Annotated in this window: 13 protein-coding genes; 4 read left to right on the forward strand and 9 right to left on the reverse strand. The window is 70.1% G+C overall.

Going from position 1 to position 16,405, the window contains the following annotated elements; genetic code table 11:
* Positions 1-62 precede the first annotated feature (62 nt).
* The gene (locus IQ210_RS08060; protein WP_194078141.1) at positions 63-1,841 is read left to right on the forward strand and encodes a substrate-binding and VWA domain-containing protein; all 1,779 of its coding nucleotides are present in this window, start codon (positions 63-65) and stop codon (positions 1,839-1,841) included.
* Between the two features lie 31 nt (positions 1,842-1,872).
* On the opposite strand, the gene IQ210_RS08065 is transcribed toward IQ210_RS08060, so the two are convergent.
* On the reverse strand, positions 1,873-3,390 hold the full coding sequence (locus tag IQ210_RS08065; RefSeq protein WP_194078142.1) for a glutamate-cysteine ligase family protein: 1,518 nt from the start codon (positions 3,388-3,390) through the stop codon (positions 1,873-1,875).
* Between the two features lie 554 nt (positions 3,391-3,944).
* Here IQ210_RS08065 and IQ210_RS08070 point away from each other — a divergent pair.
* The 3 genes from IQ210_RS08070 (at position 3,945) to IQ210_RS08080 (ending at position 6,292) form a co-directional block, all read left to right on the forward strand.
* Complete coding sequence (locus tag IQ210_RS08070; RefSeq protein ID WP_194078143.1) at positions 3,945-4,535, forward strand: hypothetical protein; 591 nt, start codon at positions 3,945-3,947, stop codon at positions 4,533-4,535.
* Between the two features lie 282 nt (positions 4,536-4,817).
* Positions 4,818-5,024, forward strand: a complete 207-nt coding sequence (locus IQ210_RS08075) for a DUF5999 family protein (RefSeq protein WP_079310610.1) — start codon at positions 4,818-4,820, stop codon at positions 5,022-5,024.
* Between the two features lie 221 nt (positions 5,025-5,245).
* Positions 5,246-6,292, forward strand: a complete 1,047-nt coding sequence (locus IQ210_RS08080) for a LacI family DNA-binding transcriptional regulator (RefSeq protein WP_194078144.1) — start codon at positions 5,246-5,248, stop codon at positions 6,290-6,292.
* 99 nt (positions 6,293-6,391) lie between these two features.
* Here the strand turns inward: IQ210_RS08080 and IQ210_RS08085 are convergent, their stop codons facing one another.
* From IQ210_RS08085 to IQ210_RS08120, 8 genes are all read right to left on the reverse strand, one after another.
* Positions 6,392-7,429: an endo-1,4-beta-xylanase gene (locus IQ210_RS08085; protein ID WP_194078145.1), complete on the reverse strand. Its 1,038-nt coding sequence runs from the start codon at positions 7,427-7,429 to the stop codon at positions 6,392-6,394.
* A gap of 47 nt (positions 7,430-7,476) precedes the next feature.
* Positions 7,477-8,241, reverse strand: coding sequence for a carbohydrate ABC transporter permease (locus IQ210_RS08090; protein ID WP_390897652.1), 765 nt, complete (start codon positions 8,239-8,241; stop codon positions 7,477-7,479).
* A 107-nt stretch (positions 8,242-8,348) separates the two neighbouring features.
* Complete coding sequence (locus IQ210_RS08095) at positions 8,349-9,347, reverse strand: carbohydrate ABC transporter permease (protein WP_194078147.1); 999 nt, start codon at positions 9,345-9,347, stop codon at positions 8,349-8,351.
* Between the two features lie 6 nt (positions 9,348-9,353).
* Positions 9,354-10,649, reverse strand: coding sequence for an extracellular solute-binding protein (locus IQ210_RS08100; RefSeq protein WP_194078148.1), 1,296 nt, complete (start codon positions 10,647-10,649; stop codon positions 9,354-9,356).
* A 219-nt stretch (positions 10,650-10,868) separates the two neighbouring features.
* Positions 10,869-12,362: a glycoside hydrolase family 43 protein gene (locus IQ210_RS08105; protein ID WP_194078149.1), complete on the reverse strand. Its 1,494-nt coding sequence runs from the start codon at positions 12,360-12,362 to the stop codon at positions 10,869-10,871.
* A gap of 174 nt (positions 12,363-12,536) precedes the next feature.
* Positions 12,537-15,083: a sensor histidine kinase gene (locus IQ210_RS08110; RefSeq protein WP_194078150.1), complete on the reverse strand. Its 2,547-nt coding sequence runs from the start codon at positions 15,081-15,083 to the stop codon at positions 12,537-12,539.
* A 2-nt stretch (positions 15,084-15,085) separates the two neighbouring features.
* On the reverse strand, positions 15,086-15,769 hold the full coding sequence (locus IQ210_RS08115; RefSeq protein ID WP_194078151.1) for a response regulator: 684 nt from the start codon (positions 15,767-15,769) through the stop codon (positions 15,086-15,088).
* A gap of 3 nt (positions 15,770-15,772) precedes the next feature.
* The gene (locus tag IQ210_RS08120; RefSeq protein WP_194078152.1) at positions 15,773-16,405 is read right to left on the reverse strand and encodes a potassium-transporting ATPase subunit C; all 633 of its coding nucleotides are present in this window, start codon (positions 16,403-16,405) and stop codon (positions 15,773-15,775) included.

Below are 16,405 nucleotides of genomic sequence, written 5' to 3' on the forward strand. Positions count from 1 at the left end.
CCCTTTGCCCGACATGCGGCCGGAAACCGGCAGAAGGTCCGACAGGGAGGGGCACCACCGTCATGGGACGTCACAGCTTGCCCGATCAGTATGGGGCGGGCGGCAGCGACCCCCGCCCACGCACCCGGCGCCGCACGGTGGCCATCGCGACCGTACTCGTCCTCACCGTCGCCGGGGGGACGGCGGCCGCCGTCCAGAGCGGCCTGCTCTCTTTCGGCACGTCCTGCCAGGAGGACGCGGTACGGCTCAGGGTCGCGGCCTCTCCCGACGTGGTCCCGGCGCTGCGCGCGGCGGCGGAGCGGGCTCGTGACAGCAGCCTCACCTCTGACGGCCGCTGTGTGGACGTCACGGTCACCGCGCAGGACTCCTCCAAGGTCGCGGACACGCTGCTGGCCGGCCGGAAGTCCGATGCGCAGGTGTGGGTGCCGGACTCGCAGGTGTGGGTGGAGCGGGTCGCCGCGGACACGGGAGCGACGGAGGTGACGCCGGTCGGCAGCTTCGCGTCCTCGCCGGTGGGCGTGGCGGTGGTGCCGCAGGCGGCGAAGTCACTGGGGTGGCCGGAGAAGACGTACAGCTGGATCGAACTGGCCGGTGCCACCATGCGGGACGACGCGCTCAGGCTCGGCGCGGCCGACCCGGCGCGCAGTGCGACCGGTCTGCTGGCCCTCACCCGGCTGAGCGCGGCCGCGGGCTCGATCGAGGGCGGGGACACCCAGGCCGCGGCCATGATGAAGACGCTGTCGCAGCGCACCTCCGACAGCGACACGCAGGTCCTGGACACCCTCCCGCGTGACGCGTCCGGCACCGAGCAGGGCAACCCCAAGCGCAACCAGGCGCTGATCCTCAGCGAGCAGGCGGCGTTCGCGTACAACACCGCCGGCGGGGGCGACGGTCTCGACCTCTTCTATCCGAAGGACGGCTCACCGCGGCTCGACTTCCCCTACGCCCTGGTCGACCAGGCGGTGCTGACGACCGACGAGAGCCGGGCGGCCCTGCGGTTCGTGAACTATCTGCGCAAGCCCGAGCAGCAGAAGCTGCTCCACAAGTACGGCTTCCGCACGTCCGACGACGAGGTGGACGCGGCGGTCGTCACCGGGGCCGGCGGCAGCAAGCCGCAGCCGTACACGAAGTCCGCCGTACGGCCGGCCTCCCAGACGGCGCTCCAGGAGGCCCTCGGCACCTGGACGATCACCGTGCAGAGCGCTCGCATCACCACGGTCGTGGACGCGTCCTCCTCGATGTCCGAGGAGGTCACGCGCGACGGCCAGTCCCGGATGGACGTGACCAAGGCGTCGCTCCTCCAGGCCCTCGCCACGTTCACGCCGGACGACGAGATCGGTCTGTGGGACTTCTCCACGAAGCTGGACGGCGACAAGGACTACCGCGTCCTGGTGCCGACCGAACGCCTCGGCGCGGCCCAGGGCAACGGCACCCAACGGGACCGCCTCACAGCGGCGTTCAGCGGCCTGGCACCGGTGCCGAACGGCGCGACGGGCCTGTACGACACCACGCTCGCCGCCTACAAGGCGGCGGTGTCCTCCTACGCCAAGGGCAAGTTCAACGCCCTGGTCATCCTCACCGACGGCGTCAACCAGGACCCCGGGAGCATCTCCCGCGGCGCCCTGATCAGCCGCCTCCAGCAACTCACCGACCCCGACCGCCCGGTCCCCCTCATCATGATCGCCGTCGGCCCCGACGCGGACCGCGCGGAAGCCACCCAGATAGCCACAGCAACAGGCGGCTCCGGCCAGGAGGTCACCAACCCGTCCGAGATCCACGAGGTGATCCTGAAGGCGATCGTGGCGGCGGGGGCGGAGGGAACCGGTACAGGCGCGGGGTGACACCCCTTCGCCGAGCGACCCGCCTCCGACCTCACCCCAGTGGTACCGGCTCCGGCAACCCCACCGGCCATGTGTGCACCGGGTCGCCGGCGTGCATCAGTTCGCAGTACCGCCGGGTCAGCGCGGCGAACGCGGTGTCGCGGCCGAGCCCTTTCTCCAGGGCCCGGTGGAAGGTCGCCGACTGCCAGGTCGCGCCGTTGGCCCGGCGGCGGCAGCGTTCGTCGATGACGCCGAGGTAGAAGTCCCGGTCGGCGGGTTCCACGCCCCAGCCGTCCAGCCCGGCCTCGGCCAGTGGCAGCAGTTCGTCGCGTACGAGGGTGACGGCGTCGACCTGGGTCAGCCCGCCGTAGCGCCCGCGCCGCGGCCAGTCGAAGCGGGCGTCGATGCCGTGCCGGCAGGCCGCGTCGAAGTTGGCGGCGGCCGACTCGAAGGGCAGCCGGGTCCACACCGGCCGCGACTCCTCGGCGAGGGCGCGGACGACGCCGTAGTAGAAGGCGGCGTTGGCGATGACGTCGGTGACGGTGGGGCCGGCGGGCAGGACGCGGTTTTCGACGCGCAGGTGCGGGACGCCGTCGGCGATGCCGTAGACCGGGCGGTTCCAGCGGTACACCGTGCCGTTGTGCAGGACGAGCTCGGCGAGGCTCGGCACCCCGCCCTCGTCGAGCACCTTCAGCGGGTCCTCGTCGTCGCAGATCGGCAGCAGCGCGGGGTAGTAGCGCAGGTTCTCCTCGAAGAGGTCGTACGCGGAGGAGATCCACCGCTCCCCGAACCACGTGCGCGGCCGTACCCCCTGCGCCTGGAGCTCGGGCGGACGCGTGTCGGTGGACTGCTGGAACAGCGGGGGCCGGGACTCGCGCCACAGCTCCTTGCCGAACAGGAACGGCGAGTTGGCGCCGACGGCGATCTGCGCGGCGGCGACGGCCTGCGCGGCGTTCCACACGTCGGCGAAGCGCCCCGGGGTGACCTGGAGGTGCAGTTGCACGGAGGTGCAGGCGGCCTCGGGGGCGATCGATTTCGAGGTGCAGCTCAGTCGTTCCACGCCGTCGATGTCGAGCGTGAAGTCCTCACCGCGGGCGGCCACGATCTGATCGTTCAGCAGGGTGTAGCGGTCGACGTCGGAAAGGTTGGAGGAGACCAGGTCGTCCCGGTCGAGCGTCGGCAGAATGCCGATCATCACGATCCCGGCGTCGAGCTCTCCCGCTTTTCGGTCCGCATATGCCAGCGAGGTACGTATTTCCTCGGCGAGCCGGTCGAATACGCGCCCGCCCAACGGATGTGGAGCTATGTTGACTTCCAGATTGAACATGGCGAGTTCTGTTTGGAAATCTCGGCTCGCGATCCGTTCGAGTACCTGCGCATTCAACATTTTCGGCATACCGTCGGCGCCGGTGAGATTCAGTTCGATCTCCAGCCCCATGAGGTTCTTCGGCCGGTCGAACCGCTTCTCCTCCAGCAGCCGCTCCAGGCCCGTCAGACACTGCCGGAGCTTGCCGCGGTAGTGCTGGCGATCGGACAGATCGAACCGACCTGCCACGACCTTCTCCCCCATCGAAGCGTCCCTCCTCGGATGGGCGTGCCGTAGACCGGCCGCCGGGCGTCCCGGGTCAGGTGGGATGATGCCCAGCGGAGGCGATCGATAACGTCCCGCGCGGGCCCGGCACCCGCTACTCTGACGCACATGACCGGGGGCACATTCACCGGGCATGCGGCACTGTGCAGTTTCGAGTGCCCTGAACAACTCGTGAAAAACGCCGACGACAATTGGCCGTCCACTTCCGCGGCATTCCCCGAGGTCATCGCCGTACGGCCGATGCAGAATCGGGATGATTCCCACGTATCGACGACCGGATGAACCCTTGCCGTTCACCTCGGAAACGGCTAGACGAAACACCGTCTGAACACGTGTCGTATAAACTCCGCGAACGAGGCAGAAGGTTGGCGCCCCCGGTCGAACGATCCTGCCGTCGAGGTGACGTAAGGCAGGCCTCACCCTCACCACGCGCACTCATGACCCGGCCCCCGCCTCTCTGGCCCCGCGAGCTGACAGCGCCGTCCGCCCACGCCCTCGCGCCACCGTGCCTGTCGAATGAGAGGCGACCCACCATGCCGCTGCATGTGCCCCCGGCCCCCGCGCCCGCCCTTCGCTCCGTCCTCACTGCGCTCGGTTCGCCCACCGCGGTCCGCGAGGCCCGGACACCGTCACTGCGTAACGCCCAGGGTCCCGCGACCCCCGAACTCCCGCTGCCCCTCCATGTCCTCGACGAACTCACCGCCGCGGGCGCGGCCGCGACCCGGCTGGCCGGGTGGCGCTTCCTGATCCGCTGCGGCGACCGTGCCGTGGCCGCGGCCGAGACCCGGCTGACGCCCGACGGCTGGGCCTTCTCGCACTTCTTCGAGGGCCCGTACATCGCCTCCACCGAGCGCGCGCTGCGCCAGGCCGAGACGATGCAACAGCCCTATCAGCCGCGCCTGCTGTCGGTCCCGGGCCTGTACATGCTCACCCTCTGGTTGCACGGCGACTGCACCGCGGACGGCGCCTCCGGCCACCCCGCCGCCACCGATCTGCTCGTCCCGCTCGCGCCCGCGCCGCCCGGTATCGCCGCCCACCGGCCGCACCGGGTCGCCGAACTGCTCCCGGTGCTGACCCACCGGGTGACACCGGCGCCGGCACCCCTGCTGAGCCAGCCCGCCTGAAGCGGGCACCACCGACTGCGGCTCGTACGAGCGAAACCCAGCTCGTACGAGCCTCTTTCGTGCCCGCACCCGTCCGGACTAGCCCCATCCGGCCATCGCGAACCACCCGAAGAGACAGTGCAGTTGGGATGAACCGTCCGCGCGGGTGATGCGTCATGAACCTGTGAGTAGCGGTGCTGCCAAATCCCTGCGGATCGAGGCCCGTGGGGCAACACTGGTTCCGACCGACTTATCACAACGGGGGCAGCGATGAAAACCACGACAAAGCGAAAGATCCCACCCATGTGCCAGCACCAGCCGCCGTGTCCGACCGCCGACTCCGCCGACCGGGAATCCGCCCGCCTCGTGGCGCACCACCCGGAACAGGGCTGGAGTCTGCTGTGCAACGGCGTTCTGCTCTTCGAGGACACCGGCGAGCTCCTGCCCGACGGCCAGATCATCGCCCCGCACCGCCCGTTGGGCACCGACAAGGTGATGACCGCCGCCTGAGGCACCCCGGGCGGCCGGCGCACCGCCCGCAGACCAAGTGGGGCCGGCCCGCAGACGCACGCTGCGAACCGGCCCCGACGCATGTCCGGTGGTGCTCACTCCCCGTAGCCCCGCATGCGGAATCCGCTGATCCTCGTACTGCCCTCCGGTCCCCTCTTCCCATCGGTGCCCGTTTTCCGGAAGACTCCTGGAAGTTTCGACACAGCCACGGAGGTGGGGAGTTGGCAACACACGAGGTCGGCACCGACGGGCCGGCCGCGCCCGGGAGCCGGGTCACGATCACCGAGATCGCCCGGCAGGCCGGCGTCTCCGTGCCGACCGTGTCCCGGGTCGTCAACGGCCGTTCCGACGTGTCCCCCAAAACCCGGGCGCGCGTCGAGGAACTGCTCCAGCGGTACGGCTACCGCAAGCGCCCCACGTCCTCCGGAACCGGCGCGGCCCTGCTCGACCTGGTCTTCAACGACCTCGACAGCCCCTGGGCGGTGGAGATCATCCGCGGGGTCGAGGAGGTGGCCCACGCGACCGGCGTCGGCACCGTCGTCTCGGCGATCCACGGCCGCTCCGGCGACGCCCGCGAGTGGATGCGCAATCTGCGGGCCCGCGCCTCCGACGGCGTCATCCTCGTCACCTCGGACCTGGAGCCGGTGCTGCACGAGGAGTTGCGCATCCTCGGCGTCCCCCTGGTGGTCGTCGACCCGGCGGGCTCCCCCGCGCTGGACGCCCCCACCATCGGCGCCGCCAACTGGTCGGGCGGCATGGCAGCCACCGAGCATCTGCTCTCCCTCGGACACCGCAGGATCGCCCTGATCGCGGGCCCGCCCCGGCTGCTGTGCTCCCGGGCCCGGTTCGACGGCTACCGCGCGGCCCTGGAGGGCGCCGGGCTCGCCGTCGAGGACTCCCTCGTCGTCCCCGGCGACTTCCACCCCGAGTCCGGCTTCGACGGCTGCAACGCCCTGCTCGACCTGCCGGAGCCGCCGACCGCGATCTTCGCGGCCAGCGACCAGATGGCGCTCGGCGCGATCGAGGCGCTGCGCCGGCGCGGGCTGAGGGTGCCGGAGGACATGAGCCTGGTCGGTTTCGACGACCTTCCGGAAGTGCGCTGGTCCGCCCCGCCCCTCACCACCGTCCGTCAACCGCTCGCGGAGATGGGCAAGTTGGCCGTCCGTACGGTGCTCAGGCTGGCCCGCGACGAGCAGCCGGACTCGCCACGGGTGGAGCTGGGCACGGAACTCGTCGTCAGAGCCAGCACCGCGCCCCTCGCCCCCTGACACGGCACCGGCCCTGCGGTGGGACGCACCGCAGGGCCGGGCCGCACCCCGGCGGACTCCCCTCCTTGCCCAGCCGCCGGGTGTCCTGAGAACGCGCCGCTACTTCAGCGCGTCCCTGATCGCGAAGTACGCGGGCTTCGGCTGGAGTTGCTCGTCGTACGGCAGGGCCGAGCCCTCGCCGTCGAAGAACGCCGGTATCCAGCTGTACTTGTCGGTGTAGTCCCAGATCGTGATGCCCACGCACCGGCGCACCGCGAGGCAGGCGTCGGTCACATCGGCGTACCACTGGGCCTGTTGGGCGAGCTTCTCCTCGGTCGCGGGCAGGATCATCCGGATGTCGACCTCGGTGAGCGCGGTGTCCAGGCCCAGCTTGGCGAACCGGCGGAGGTTCTCCTCCAGCGAGGTGGGATAGCCGTACTGGAGCGCGAGGTGCGCCTGGAGGCCGATGCCGTCGAGCGGGACGCCTTGCGCCTTCAGCTGCTTGGCGAGGTTGTAGTAGGCGTCGCTCTTCGCGCCGACCGCCTCGATGTTGTAGTCGTTGAGATAGAGCTTGACCTTCGGGTCGGCCTGGCGGGCCCAGCGCAGGGCGTCGGCGATGTAGCCGGGGCCGAGCGTCTTGTAGAAGATCGTCTCCCGGTAGGTGCCGTCCTCGTTGAAGGCCTCGTTGACGACGTCCCAGGCGAACACCTTGCCGCGGTAGTGCCGTACCTCGGTCTGGATGTGCTTCTTCAGCACGGCGCGCAGCTCGCTCGCCGTCCACTCCTTGCTCGTCAGCCAGTCGGGCAGCTGGCTGTGCCACACGAGGGTGTGGCCGCGCACCTTCTGGTGGTGGGCGCGGGCCAGGTTCACGATCTCGTCGCCTGCGGTCCAGTCGAAGACGCCCTGCTGGGGCTCGGTGGCGTACCACTTCATGCCGTTGCCGGGCGTGATCTGGTCGAACTCGCTGCCGAGGATGGCCTTGTAGGGCTCGTCGACGAGTTCGGGGTTGTCGGTGGCACTGCCGAAGTAGCGGCCGTGGCGCTGGGCCAGCTCGGCGAGGGTGGGCTGCTTGTCGTGGGCCTGGGCGGGGGTGCCGAGGCCGGCGGCGACGAGGACGGCGGCGAGGGCGCCGACGAGTCTGAGACGGTTCTTGTGCATGGTGGTGCGACTCCTCACGTGCGGGGGTGGGGGCCGTACAGCCGCCGTCAGCCCTTGGTGGCGCCGGCGGTGAGGCCGCCGACGAGCTGGCGCTCGGCGACCGAGTAGAAGGCGAGGGCGGGAACCATCGCCAGGACGAGGTAGGCGAAGACACGGGCGTAGTCGGACGAGTACTGGCCCTGGAACTGCTGGACGCCGATGGGCAGGGTCCACCAGGTGTTGTCGGTGAACACCAGCAGCGGCAGCATGAAGTTGTTCCAGCTGGTCACGACGGCGAGCACCGAGACCGTGCCCAGCGCGGGCCGCGCCATGGGCAGCAGCACCCGCCAGAAGAACCCGAAGGAACTGCACCCGTCGAGGGTGGCCGCCTCCTCCAACTCACCGGGGATCTCCCGGAAGAAGGCCCGCAGGATGATGATGGTCATCGGCAGCCCGAACGCGGCCTGCGGCAGGATCACGCCCAGCGGGTTGTCCAGCAGGTCGAGATAGCGCAGCAGCAGGAAGAGCGGCAGCGCGGCGACCGCGAAGGGGAACATCAGCCCCATCGTGAACAGCGTGAACAGCACCTCCCGCCCCCGGAAGGCGAACCGGGCGAAGGAGAAGGCCGCGAGCGCCGACACCGCGACCACCAGCACGGTCGTGGCGACCGCGATCAGGGTGCTGTTGCCGAGCAGCCGCCAGAAGTCTCCGGAGCCGAGAATGCCGGTGTAGTTGCCGGTCAGCCAGTGGTCCGGCAGCCCGAAGGGGTTGCGGGAGAGCTCGTCGGTCGACTTGAAGCCGGACAGGACGGCGTACACCAGGGGTACGACCATGAGCGCGCCGACGGCGACGAGGATGACGTGCAGCGGCAGCGTGCGTGGGGTCCGGCTCTTGCGGCTCACGGCCTCGCTCTTGAGGCCCACACCCTCGCTCTTGAGGCTCATTTCCCGGCTCCCCTCATCGTGGTGGTCGCCCCTTCGAGGTCACGGCGGAGCACGAAGCGCTGGTAGGCGAGGGCGAAGACGAGGCAGATGCCGAACATGACCACGCTGATCGCGCTGGCGTAGCCGACCTGGTAGCGCTTGAAGCCGTACTGGAACATGGTCACGGCCATGGTCTCGGAGTGGTGGTCGGGACCGCCCTGCGTGATCACCCACACCAGGTCGAAGAGCTGGATGGCGCCGATGACCGCGAGGAAGATGCTGATGCGGATGGTGGGCATCAGCAGCGGCAGGGTGACGCTGCGGAAGCGCTGCCAGGCGCTGGCGCCGTCGATGAGCGCCGCTTCGGTCAACTCCCGTGGTACGGACTGGAGTCCGGCCAGGTAGAGCATCATGTGGAAGCCGAAGTACTTCCAGGTCATGACGATGAACAGGGTCGCCATGACCCACGACGGGTCGGCGAACCACTCCCCGCCGAGGCTGTCGAGGCCGATGCCGCCGAGGAGATGGTCGGCGAGACCGTCGTCCGGCGCGAACACCATGCTGAAGAGCACACCGGTGATGGCCTCGGACAGGACGTACGGCGCGAAGAACAGCATCCGGTAGACGGCCCGGCCGCGCAGCTTCTGGTTGAGCAGGACCGCCATGGCGAGCGCGAAGGGCAGTTGCAGCGCGAGCGTCAGCAGCACCAGGACGAGGCAGCGCCACAGGTCGCCCATGAACACCGGGTTGTCGAAGAGGTCGGTGAAGTTGTCGACACCGACGTAGTCCTCGGGCATCCCGAAGCCGCCCCAGCGGAAGAAGGCGGCGTACAGGGCGAACAGCATCGGCAGCAGCACGAGCCCGATGAACAGGACCAGCGCGGGCAGCTGGAAGCCCACCGCGGTGAGCCAGTTGAGCGCGCGGCGCCGGGCCCGCCCCCGGGCCCTGACCGTGTCCGGGGGCGGGGCGTCGGCGCCGGGACGGCTCCGCTTGTCTGCGAGGAACGTGGAGGTCATCGCCTGTTACTGCTCTTCCTTCGTGACCTTCGTGATCGACTGGGCGACCTGCTCGGGCGACTTGGAGCCGGCGATGAGCGCGGCCACGCTGTCGTTGACCTCCTGGCCGACGGCGGGGGCGTAGGCCTGGTCGAGGTAGAGCTGGAAGCCGGTGGCGCTGTTCAACTGGGCCTGTACGGCCTTGAGGTTGGCGTCGGTGATGGCGCTCTCGGCACCGGGGACCACCGGGAGGGTGCCGGTCTTCTTCACCAGTTCCAGGTCGGTGGCCTCGGAGGCGAAGAACTTCAGGAAGTCGACGGCCGCCTGCGGGGCGCCCCGGCGCAGCGCGTGCCCGCCACCGCCGCCGAACACCTCGGTGATGGCACCCTTGCCGCCGTCGACCGCCGGGAACGGGAAGAAGCCGAGGTCCTTGCCGAGGCCCTTGCCCGCGTCGGCCTCGACCTGGGGCGCCCACTGGCCCATGAGCTCCATGGCCGCCTTGCCGTTGCCGACGCTGGCCGCCTGGCCGGTCGGGGTGGAGTAGGCGGCGTTGAGGAAGCCCTTCTGGAACGGCTGGAGCGCGACGAGGTCCTTCAGGTGCGCGCCCGCCTGGACGAACTCGGGGCCGGTGAAGTCCTTGTCGTCGTAGGCCTTCTGCAGGGCGCTCGCACCGGCGGTGCGCATCGCGAGGTAGGCCCAGTAGTACATGCCGGGCCACTTCTCCTTGCCCGCGAGGGCGATGGGAGTGATGTTCTTCGCCTTCAGCTTGCTGACGGCTTCGAGGAACGCGCCCCAGGTCGTGGGGGGTTCGGTGATGCCGGCCTGCTTGAAGAGCGCCTTGTTGTACCAGAACCCGATCATGCCGATGTCGAACGGTATGCCGTAGACCTTGTCGTCGATCAGGTAGGCCTCCTTGGAGACCTTCAGCAGGTCGTCGGCCCACGGCTTGGTCTTGTCGGTGAGGTCCTCGACGAGGCCCGCGTCGACCTGCTGCTTGAGGACGCCGCCGCCCCAGGTGTGGAAGATGTCGGGGAGCTTCCCGGAGGCGATCAGCGCCGTCATCTTCGACTTGTAGGCGTCGTTCTCCATCTGAACGATCTTCACCTTGACCTTGGGGTTCTGGGCCTCGAACTTCTTGGCGAGGCCCGCCCAGACGGTGTGGGCCGGTTCGGTGGTGGAGATGTTCCACCACTCGATCGTGGTCGTTCCGTCGGACGACCCACCGTCCGAATCGCCACCGCAGCCGCTCAGTGCCGTCATGCCCAGACCGGTCGCGGCGGACGCCGCCAGGAAGCCGCGGCGAGACAGTGCCGGGTCGCCCATTTTGCACTCCTTGGGTACGGGACGGCGTGTCCACTACACCGTCCTCAGGACCGAAAGTTTCGGAGTTGATCCAGAAAGCTTCGTTGTTGCCGCACCCTAGAGACAGCTCCCAAACGGTGGCAACCCCTTGTACGCGGTGAATCTGCGGCCAACTTCCACGGCGTCCGCGGGGCTTGCCCCCATCGCGACCGGACCGAACGTTTCCGAAGCCTTCCGGAACTACCGCGAAGGCCCGGCCGCGTAGACGAACCAGTCGAAGGCGGCGCTGCCCTCGGTGACGTACATCCCGATCACGCGGCCGGTGAATCCACCGGCGACCTGAGTGGACAGATAGCGGCCGTCGAGCGCGGCGAGCGGCTCGCCGTCGACGGCGAACGTGATCGCGTCGGGCCCGCCGGCCCGCAGCCCCGGCAGGTCCTCGCCGGTGGCCGTGACCAGGGGTTCTGTACGCACACCGACGGTGAGGGTGAGCGGCCCGGCGGCCACCGCCCGGCGCGCGACACACTGCCGCGCCGGCCCGACCCGGGCGATCACGCTCGCCTCTCCCCCGGCGATCTCCAGGTCGTAGTGATGGGCCTCGTCGATCCGCACGGACAGCCCGGCCCGCCCGTGCCCGGGCACCAGCAGGGCGTCCACCCGGCACTCGGGGTGCTGCTGGCGGCGCCCGACGAAGGTGTGCCCGGGCCGGTCGAGACTGTCCCCGGTGGCGTGCAGGGTGAGCGCTCCGGGCCGCTCGACGAGCGACCACGAACCGGCCGGCCTGCGGCGCGGGGAGATCCAGTACGGGGCGAGGTCGGCGGCGTCGAAGTCGTCCCGCTCCGGCTGCGGCGGTACGGGGTGCCAGGCGGCCGGCGCCGGATGACTCTCCCGCACCGGCCCCACCCGCGGCCAGCCGTCGACCCACTCCACCGGCGTCAGGAAGGTCTCCCGGCCGAGCACATGGAAGCCCGGGAAGTAGCCGCGTGGACGGGTCCCCAGCAGCACCATCCACCACGTGCCGTCGGCCGCCTCGACGAGGTCGGCGTGGCCGGTGCACTGGATGGGCGAGTCGGTGCTGCGGTGACTCAGCACGGGGTTGCCCGGGGCGGGTTCCCAGGGCCCGCGCGGCGAGCGGGCCCGGGCGATCGACACACTGTGCCCATGGGCCGTGCCGCCCTCGGCGAGCATCAGGTACCACCAGTCGCCGATGCGGTAGAGATGCGGCGCCTCGGGGTGCTCCAACCCCGTCCCGGACCACACCGGAAGGGGCCCTTCCAGCACCTTCCCCGTCCCGGGGTCGATGCGCGCGAGGCGGCACCCGGCGACCGTGCACCAGCAGTTGCCGTCCTCGTCCCAGGCCAGGTCGGGGTCGATGCTGGGCACGTCGACCCACACCGGGTCGGACCACGGCCCCTCGGGCCTCTCGCTGGTGACGATGAAGTTCTCGCCGGCGCCGACGACGGTGGTGATCATGTAGAAGCGGCCGTCGTGATGGCGCAGGGTCGGGGCATAGATCCCCGCGGAGGCCGGGATGTCGTCAGAGAGCTCCAACTGCCCCGGCCGGTCGAGGACGTTGCCGATCTGCCGCCACTGCACCAGGTCGCGGCTGTGGAAGATCGGGACGCCGGGAAAGTACTCGAAACTGGAGCAGACCAGGTAGTAGTCGTCACCGACCCGGCACACGCTCGGATCGGGGTGAAAACCACCGAGAACGGGGTTGTCGTACGTCCGCATGAAGCGTCAGCCCTTCCAGCGGGCCGATCGAAACATTCGGCCCCGTTGGCGAACATTACGAAAGCGGACTGTACGAGGATGCCTGGGCGGGGACAAGAGAACGCTTGCCCTCTTCGAGAGGCAGATGAGAGGCCCGCGGGGCCCTCGGACCGGTCTACGGCGAGGTTGGGTACGTCAGGAGACCACCGCCCTCGGCAGTTCCGGCTCCTCCCCCGGTCGCCGTCCCCCCGCCATCCGCAGGCTCAGGACCATCGTGAGCCCGCCCCCAGGAGTGTCCTCCGCGCTGATCGTTCCGCCCATCGCTTCGGCAAAGCCACGGGCGACCGCGAGGCCGAGTCCGACTCCGGCGCCGCGCGGGGCGTCGCCGTAGCGCTGGAAGGGGGCGAAGATGCGCTCCTTGGCCTCGTCGGGGACGCCGGGGCCGCGGTCGACCACCCGCACCTCGACCCGGTCGGCGATGGCGCTCGCGGAGACCAGCACCGGCTCGTCCTGCCGGCTGTACTTGACGGCGTTCTCCACGACATTGGCGACGACCCGCTCCAACAGCCCCTTGTCCACGGAGACCATGGGCAGCGTCTCCGGAATGTCCAGCTCCACGCTGTCCTCCGGCACCCCGCCGAGCGCCATCGGCACCACCTCGTCGAGGTCGACCTCCCTGATCAGCGGCGTTACCGTACCGGTCTGGAGGCGGGACATGTCCAGCAGGTTGCCCACGAGATGGTCCAGCCGGTCCGCCCCTTCCTCGATCGCCGCGAGCAGCTCTGCCTGGTCCTCCTCGGACCACGCCACGTCGTCGGAGCGCAGGGACGACACCGCGGCCTTGATCCCGGCCAGCGGAGTGCGCAGGTCATGGCTCACGGCAGCCAGCAGGGCCGTCCGGATCCGGTTGCCCTCGGCGAGCGTGCGCGCCCGGTCGGCCTCTTCCTGGAGCCGCCGCCGGTCCAGCGCGACGGCCGACTGCACGGCGAACGCGGCCAGCACCCGGCGGTCCTCGGCGGGCAGCACCCGCCCGGTCAGGGCCAGCGCCATGTGGTCGCCGACCGGCACGTCGACGTCCGCGTCCTCGGGGCTGCCGCAGGGCCGGGGCCCCACGCTGCCCGCACAGGTCCACGGCTCGACGTCACTCGCCCGCTCCAGCAGGGCCGCCGACTCCATCCCGAAGGTCTCCCGGACCCGCTCAAGCAGCTCCTCCAGGCTGGTCTCGCCCCGCAGCACGTTCCCGGCAAGGAAGGAGAGAATCTCCGACTCCGCCCGCAGCCGCGCCGCCTGATGCGTGCGCCGCGCGGCGAGATCCACCACCGAGGCCACCGCCACCGCCACCCCGACGAAGATCGCGATGGCAACGATGTTGTCGGGGTCGGCGATGGTCAGCGTGTGGACGGGCGGGGTGAAGTACCAGTTCAGCAGCAGCGAACCCACCACCGCCGAGGCCAGCGCCGGCAGCAGTCCGCCGAGTAGCGCCGCCGCGACCGTGAGGGTCAGGAACAGCAGCATGTCGTTGGCGAGACCGACCTCGCGGGTCACGCTGGTCAGCAGCACAGTGAGGAGCAGCGGGCCGAGCACACCGACCAGCCATCCCCGGACGATCCGCGCCCGCCCGAGCCGTGCGCCCCGGGCCACGGGCAGCCCGCGCCCCTTGCCGGCCTCCGCATGGGTGATCAGGTGGACGTCGAGGTCGGGTCCCGAGTCCCGGGCGACCGTGGCACCGACGCCAGGACCGAAGACGTACTGCCAGCTGTTGCGACGGGAGACCCCGAGCACGATCTGGGTGGCGTTGACGCCGCGCGCGAAGTCGAGCAGCGCCGCGGGGACGTCGTCGCCGACGACATGGTGGAACGTACCGCCGAGATCCTCCACCAGCCCGCGCTGCACCGCGAGTTCCTTCGGCGAGGCGGACGTGAGCCCGTCGCTGCGGGCGATGTAGACGGCGAGCACCTCACCGCCCGCGCCCTTCTCGGCGAGTCGCGCGGCCCGGCGGATCAGCGTCCGCCCCTCGGGGCCGCCGGTCAGCCCGACGACGATCCGCTCGCGTGAGCCCCATATCGCGGAGACCTCGTGCTCACTGCGGTAGGCGTTGAGGTACTCATCCACCCGGTCGGCCACCCACAGCAGCGCCAACTCCCGCAGCGCGGTGAGGTTTCCGGGCCGGAAGTAGTTCGACAGGGCCGCGTCGACCTTGTCGGGCCGGTAGATGTTGCCGTGCGCCATCCGCCGCCGCAGCGCCTCCGGCGACATGTCGACCAGCTCGACCTGGTCGGCACGCCGTACGACCTCGTCGGGGACGGTCTCCTGCTGCCGTACGCCGGTGATCGACTCGACGATGTCCCCCAGCGACTCCAGGTGCTGGATGTTGACGGTCGAGATGACGTCGATGCCGGCGGCGAGCAGTACCTCCACGTCCTGCCAGCGCTTGGCGTTGCGGGACCCGGGGACGTTGGTGTGGGCGAGTTCGTCCACCAGCGCCACCTCGGGCCGACGGGCCAGTACGGCGTCGATGTCCATCTCTGTGAAGGAGGTACCCCGGTACTCCAGCTCCCTGCGGGGCATCTCCTCCAGGCCGTGCAGCATCACCTCGGTGCGCGGGCGGCCGTGGTGTTCCACGAACGCGACCACGCAGTCGGTGCCGCGTTCCACCCGCCGGTGCGCCTCGGAGAGCATCGCGTAGGTCTTGCCGACGCCGGGTGCCGCACCGAGGTAGATCCGGAGCTTGCCGCGTGCCATGTTCACCCTTCGAAGCGGTAACCCATGCCGGGTTCGGTGATGAGATAGCGCGGATGGGACGGGTCCGCTTCCAACTTGCGGCGCAGCTGGGCCATGTAGACGCGCAGGTAGTTGGTCTTGCCGGCCCGGGACACCCCCCAGACCTCCTGGAGCAGGTGCTTCTGCGTCACGAGCCGGCCGGGGTGGGTGACCAGGATCTCCAGCAGCTGCCACTCGGTCGGCGTCAGCCGGACGTCACGGGTGCCGCGGACGACCTTCTTGGCCCGCAGGTCGATGGTGAACCCGGCCGTCACCACGAGTGTCGTCTCGGGGGCGAGCGGGGTCTCCTCCGTCCGGCGGACGGCCGCCCGCAGCCGGGCCATGAGCTCGTCCATGCTGAACGGCTTGGTGACGTAGTCGTCCGCACCCGCGTCGAGCGCCGCCACCTTCTCGGCGGAGCCCTGGCGCGCCGACAGCACCAGGATCGGCACCCGGGACCAGCCGCGCAGCGCCCTGATGACGTCGACCCCGTCCATGTCGGGCAGGCCGAGGTCGAGCATCACCACGTCCGGCCGGTGTGCGGCCGCCAGCCGGAGGGCCGTGGCGCCGTCGGGCGCCGCGTCCACTCCGTACCGGCGTGCCTGCATGTTGATCACGAGTGCTCGTACCAGTTGGGGGTCGTCTTCCACGACCAGCACTCGGGTCATCGGTCAGTCGCCCTCGACCAGTGCCTTGAGCGCGATGTTGAGCTCCAGGACGTTCACCCGGGGCTCGCCCATGAAGCCCAGGGTGCGGCCCTCGGTGTGCGCGTCGACCAGCTTGCGCACCTGGCTGACGGAGAGGCCGTTCCGCTCGGCGACCCGGTGGACCTGGAGGTCGGCGTAGGCCGGGGAGATGTCCGGGTCGAGCCCTGAACCCGAGGAGGTGACCGCGTCGGCGGGGACCTGGGAGGGCTTGACCTTGTAGTCGGCGGTGGAGTTCTCCTTGACGACCTTGGCCTTGGCCTCCTTCACCCACTTGATCAGCTCGGGGTTGTCGCCGGAGCGGTTGGTGGCGCCGGACAGGATCAGCTTGTACTGGGTGTTGACCGAGTTCTCGCCGAGCCCGTTGGCCGGCCGGGGCTGGAAGTAGTCGAGGCTGTAGCCCTGTTGGCCGATCAGCGAGGAGCCGACGACCTTGCCGTCCGCCTTGACCTCGGAGCCGTTCGCCTGGTGGTTGAAGAGCGCCTGCGCCACGCCGGTGACGGCCAGCGGATACAGCACACCCGTGAGCACGGTCAGCACGAGCAACGCCCGCAGGCCCGCCCCCAGCAACCGGCCGGTGTTCGCAACGGAGTTGTTCAT

The organism is Streptomyces justiciae (assembly GCF_015163075.1).
Lineage (GTDB): Bacteria > Actinomycetota > Actinomycetes > Streptomycetales > Streptomycetaceae > Streptomyces > Streptomyces justiciae.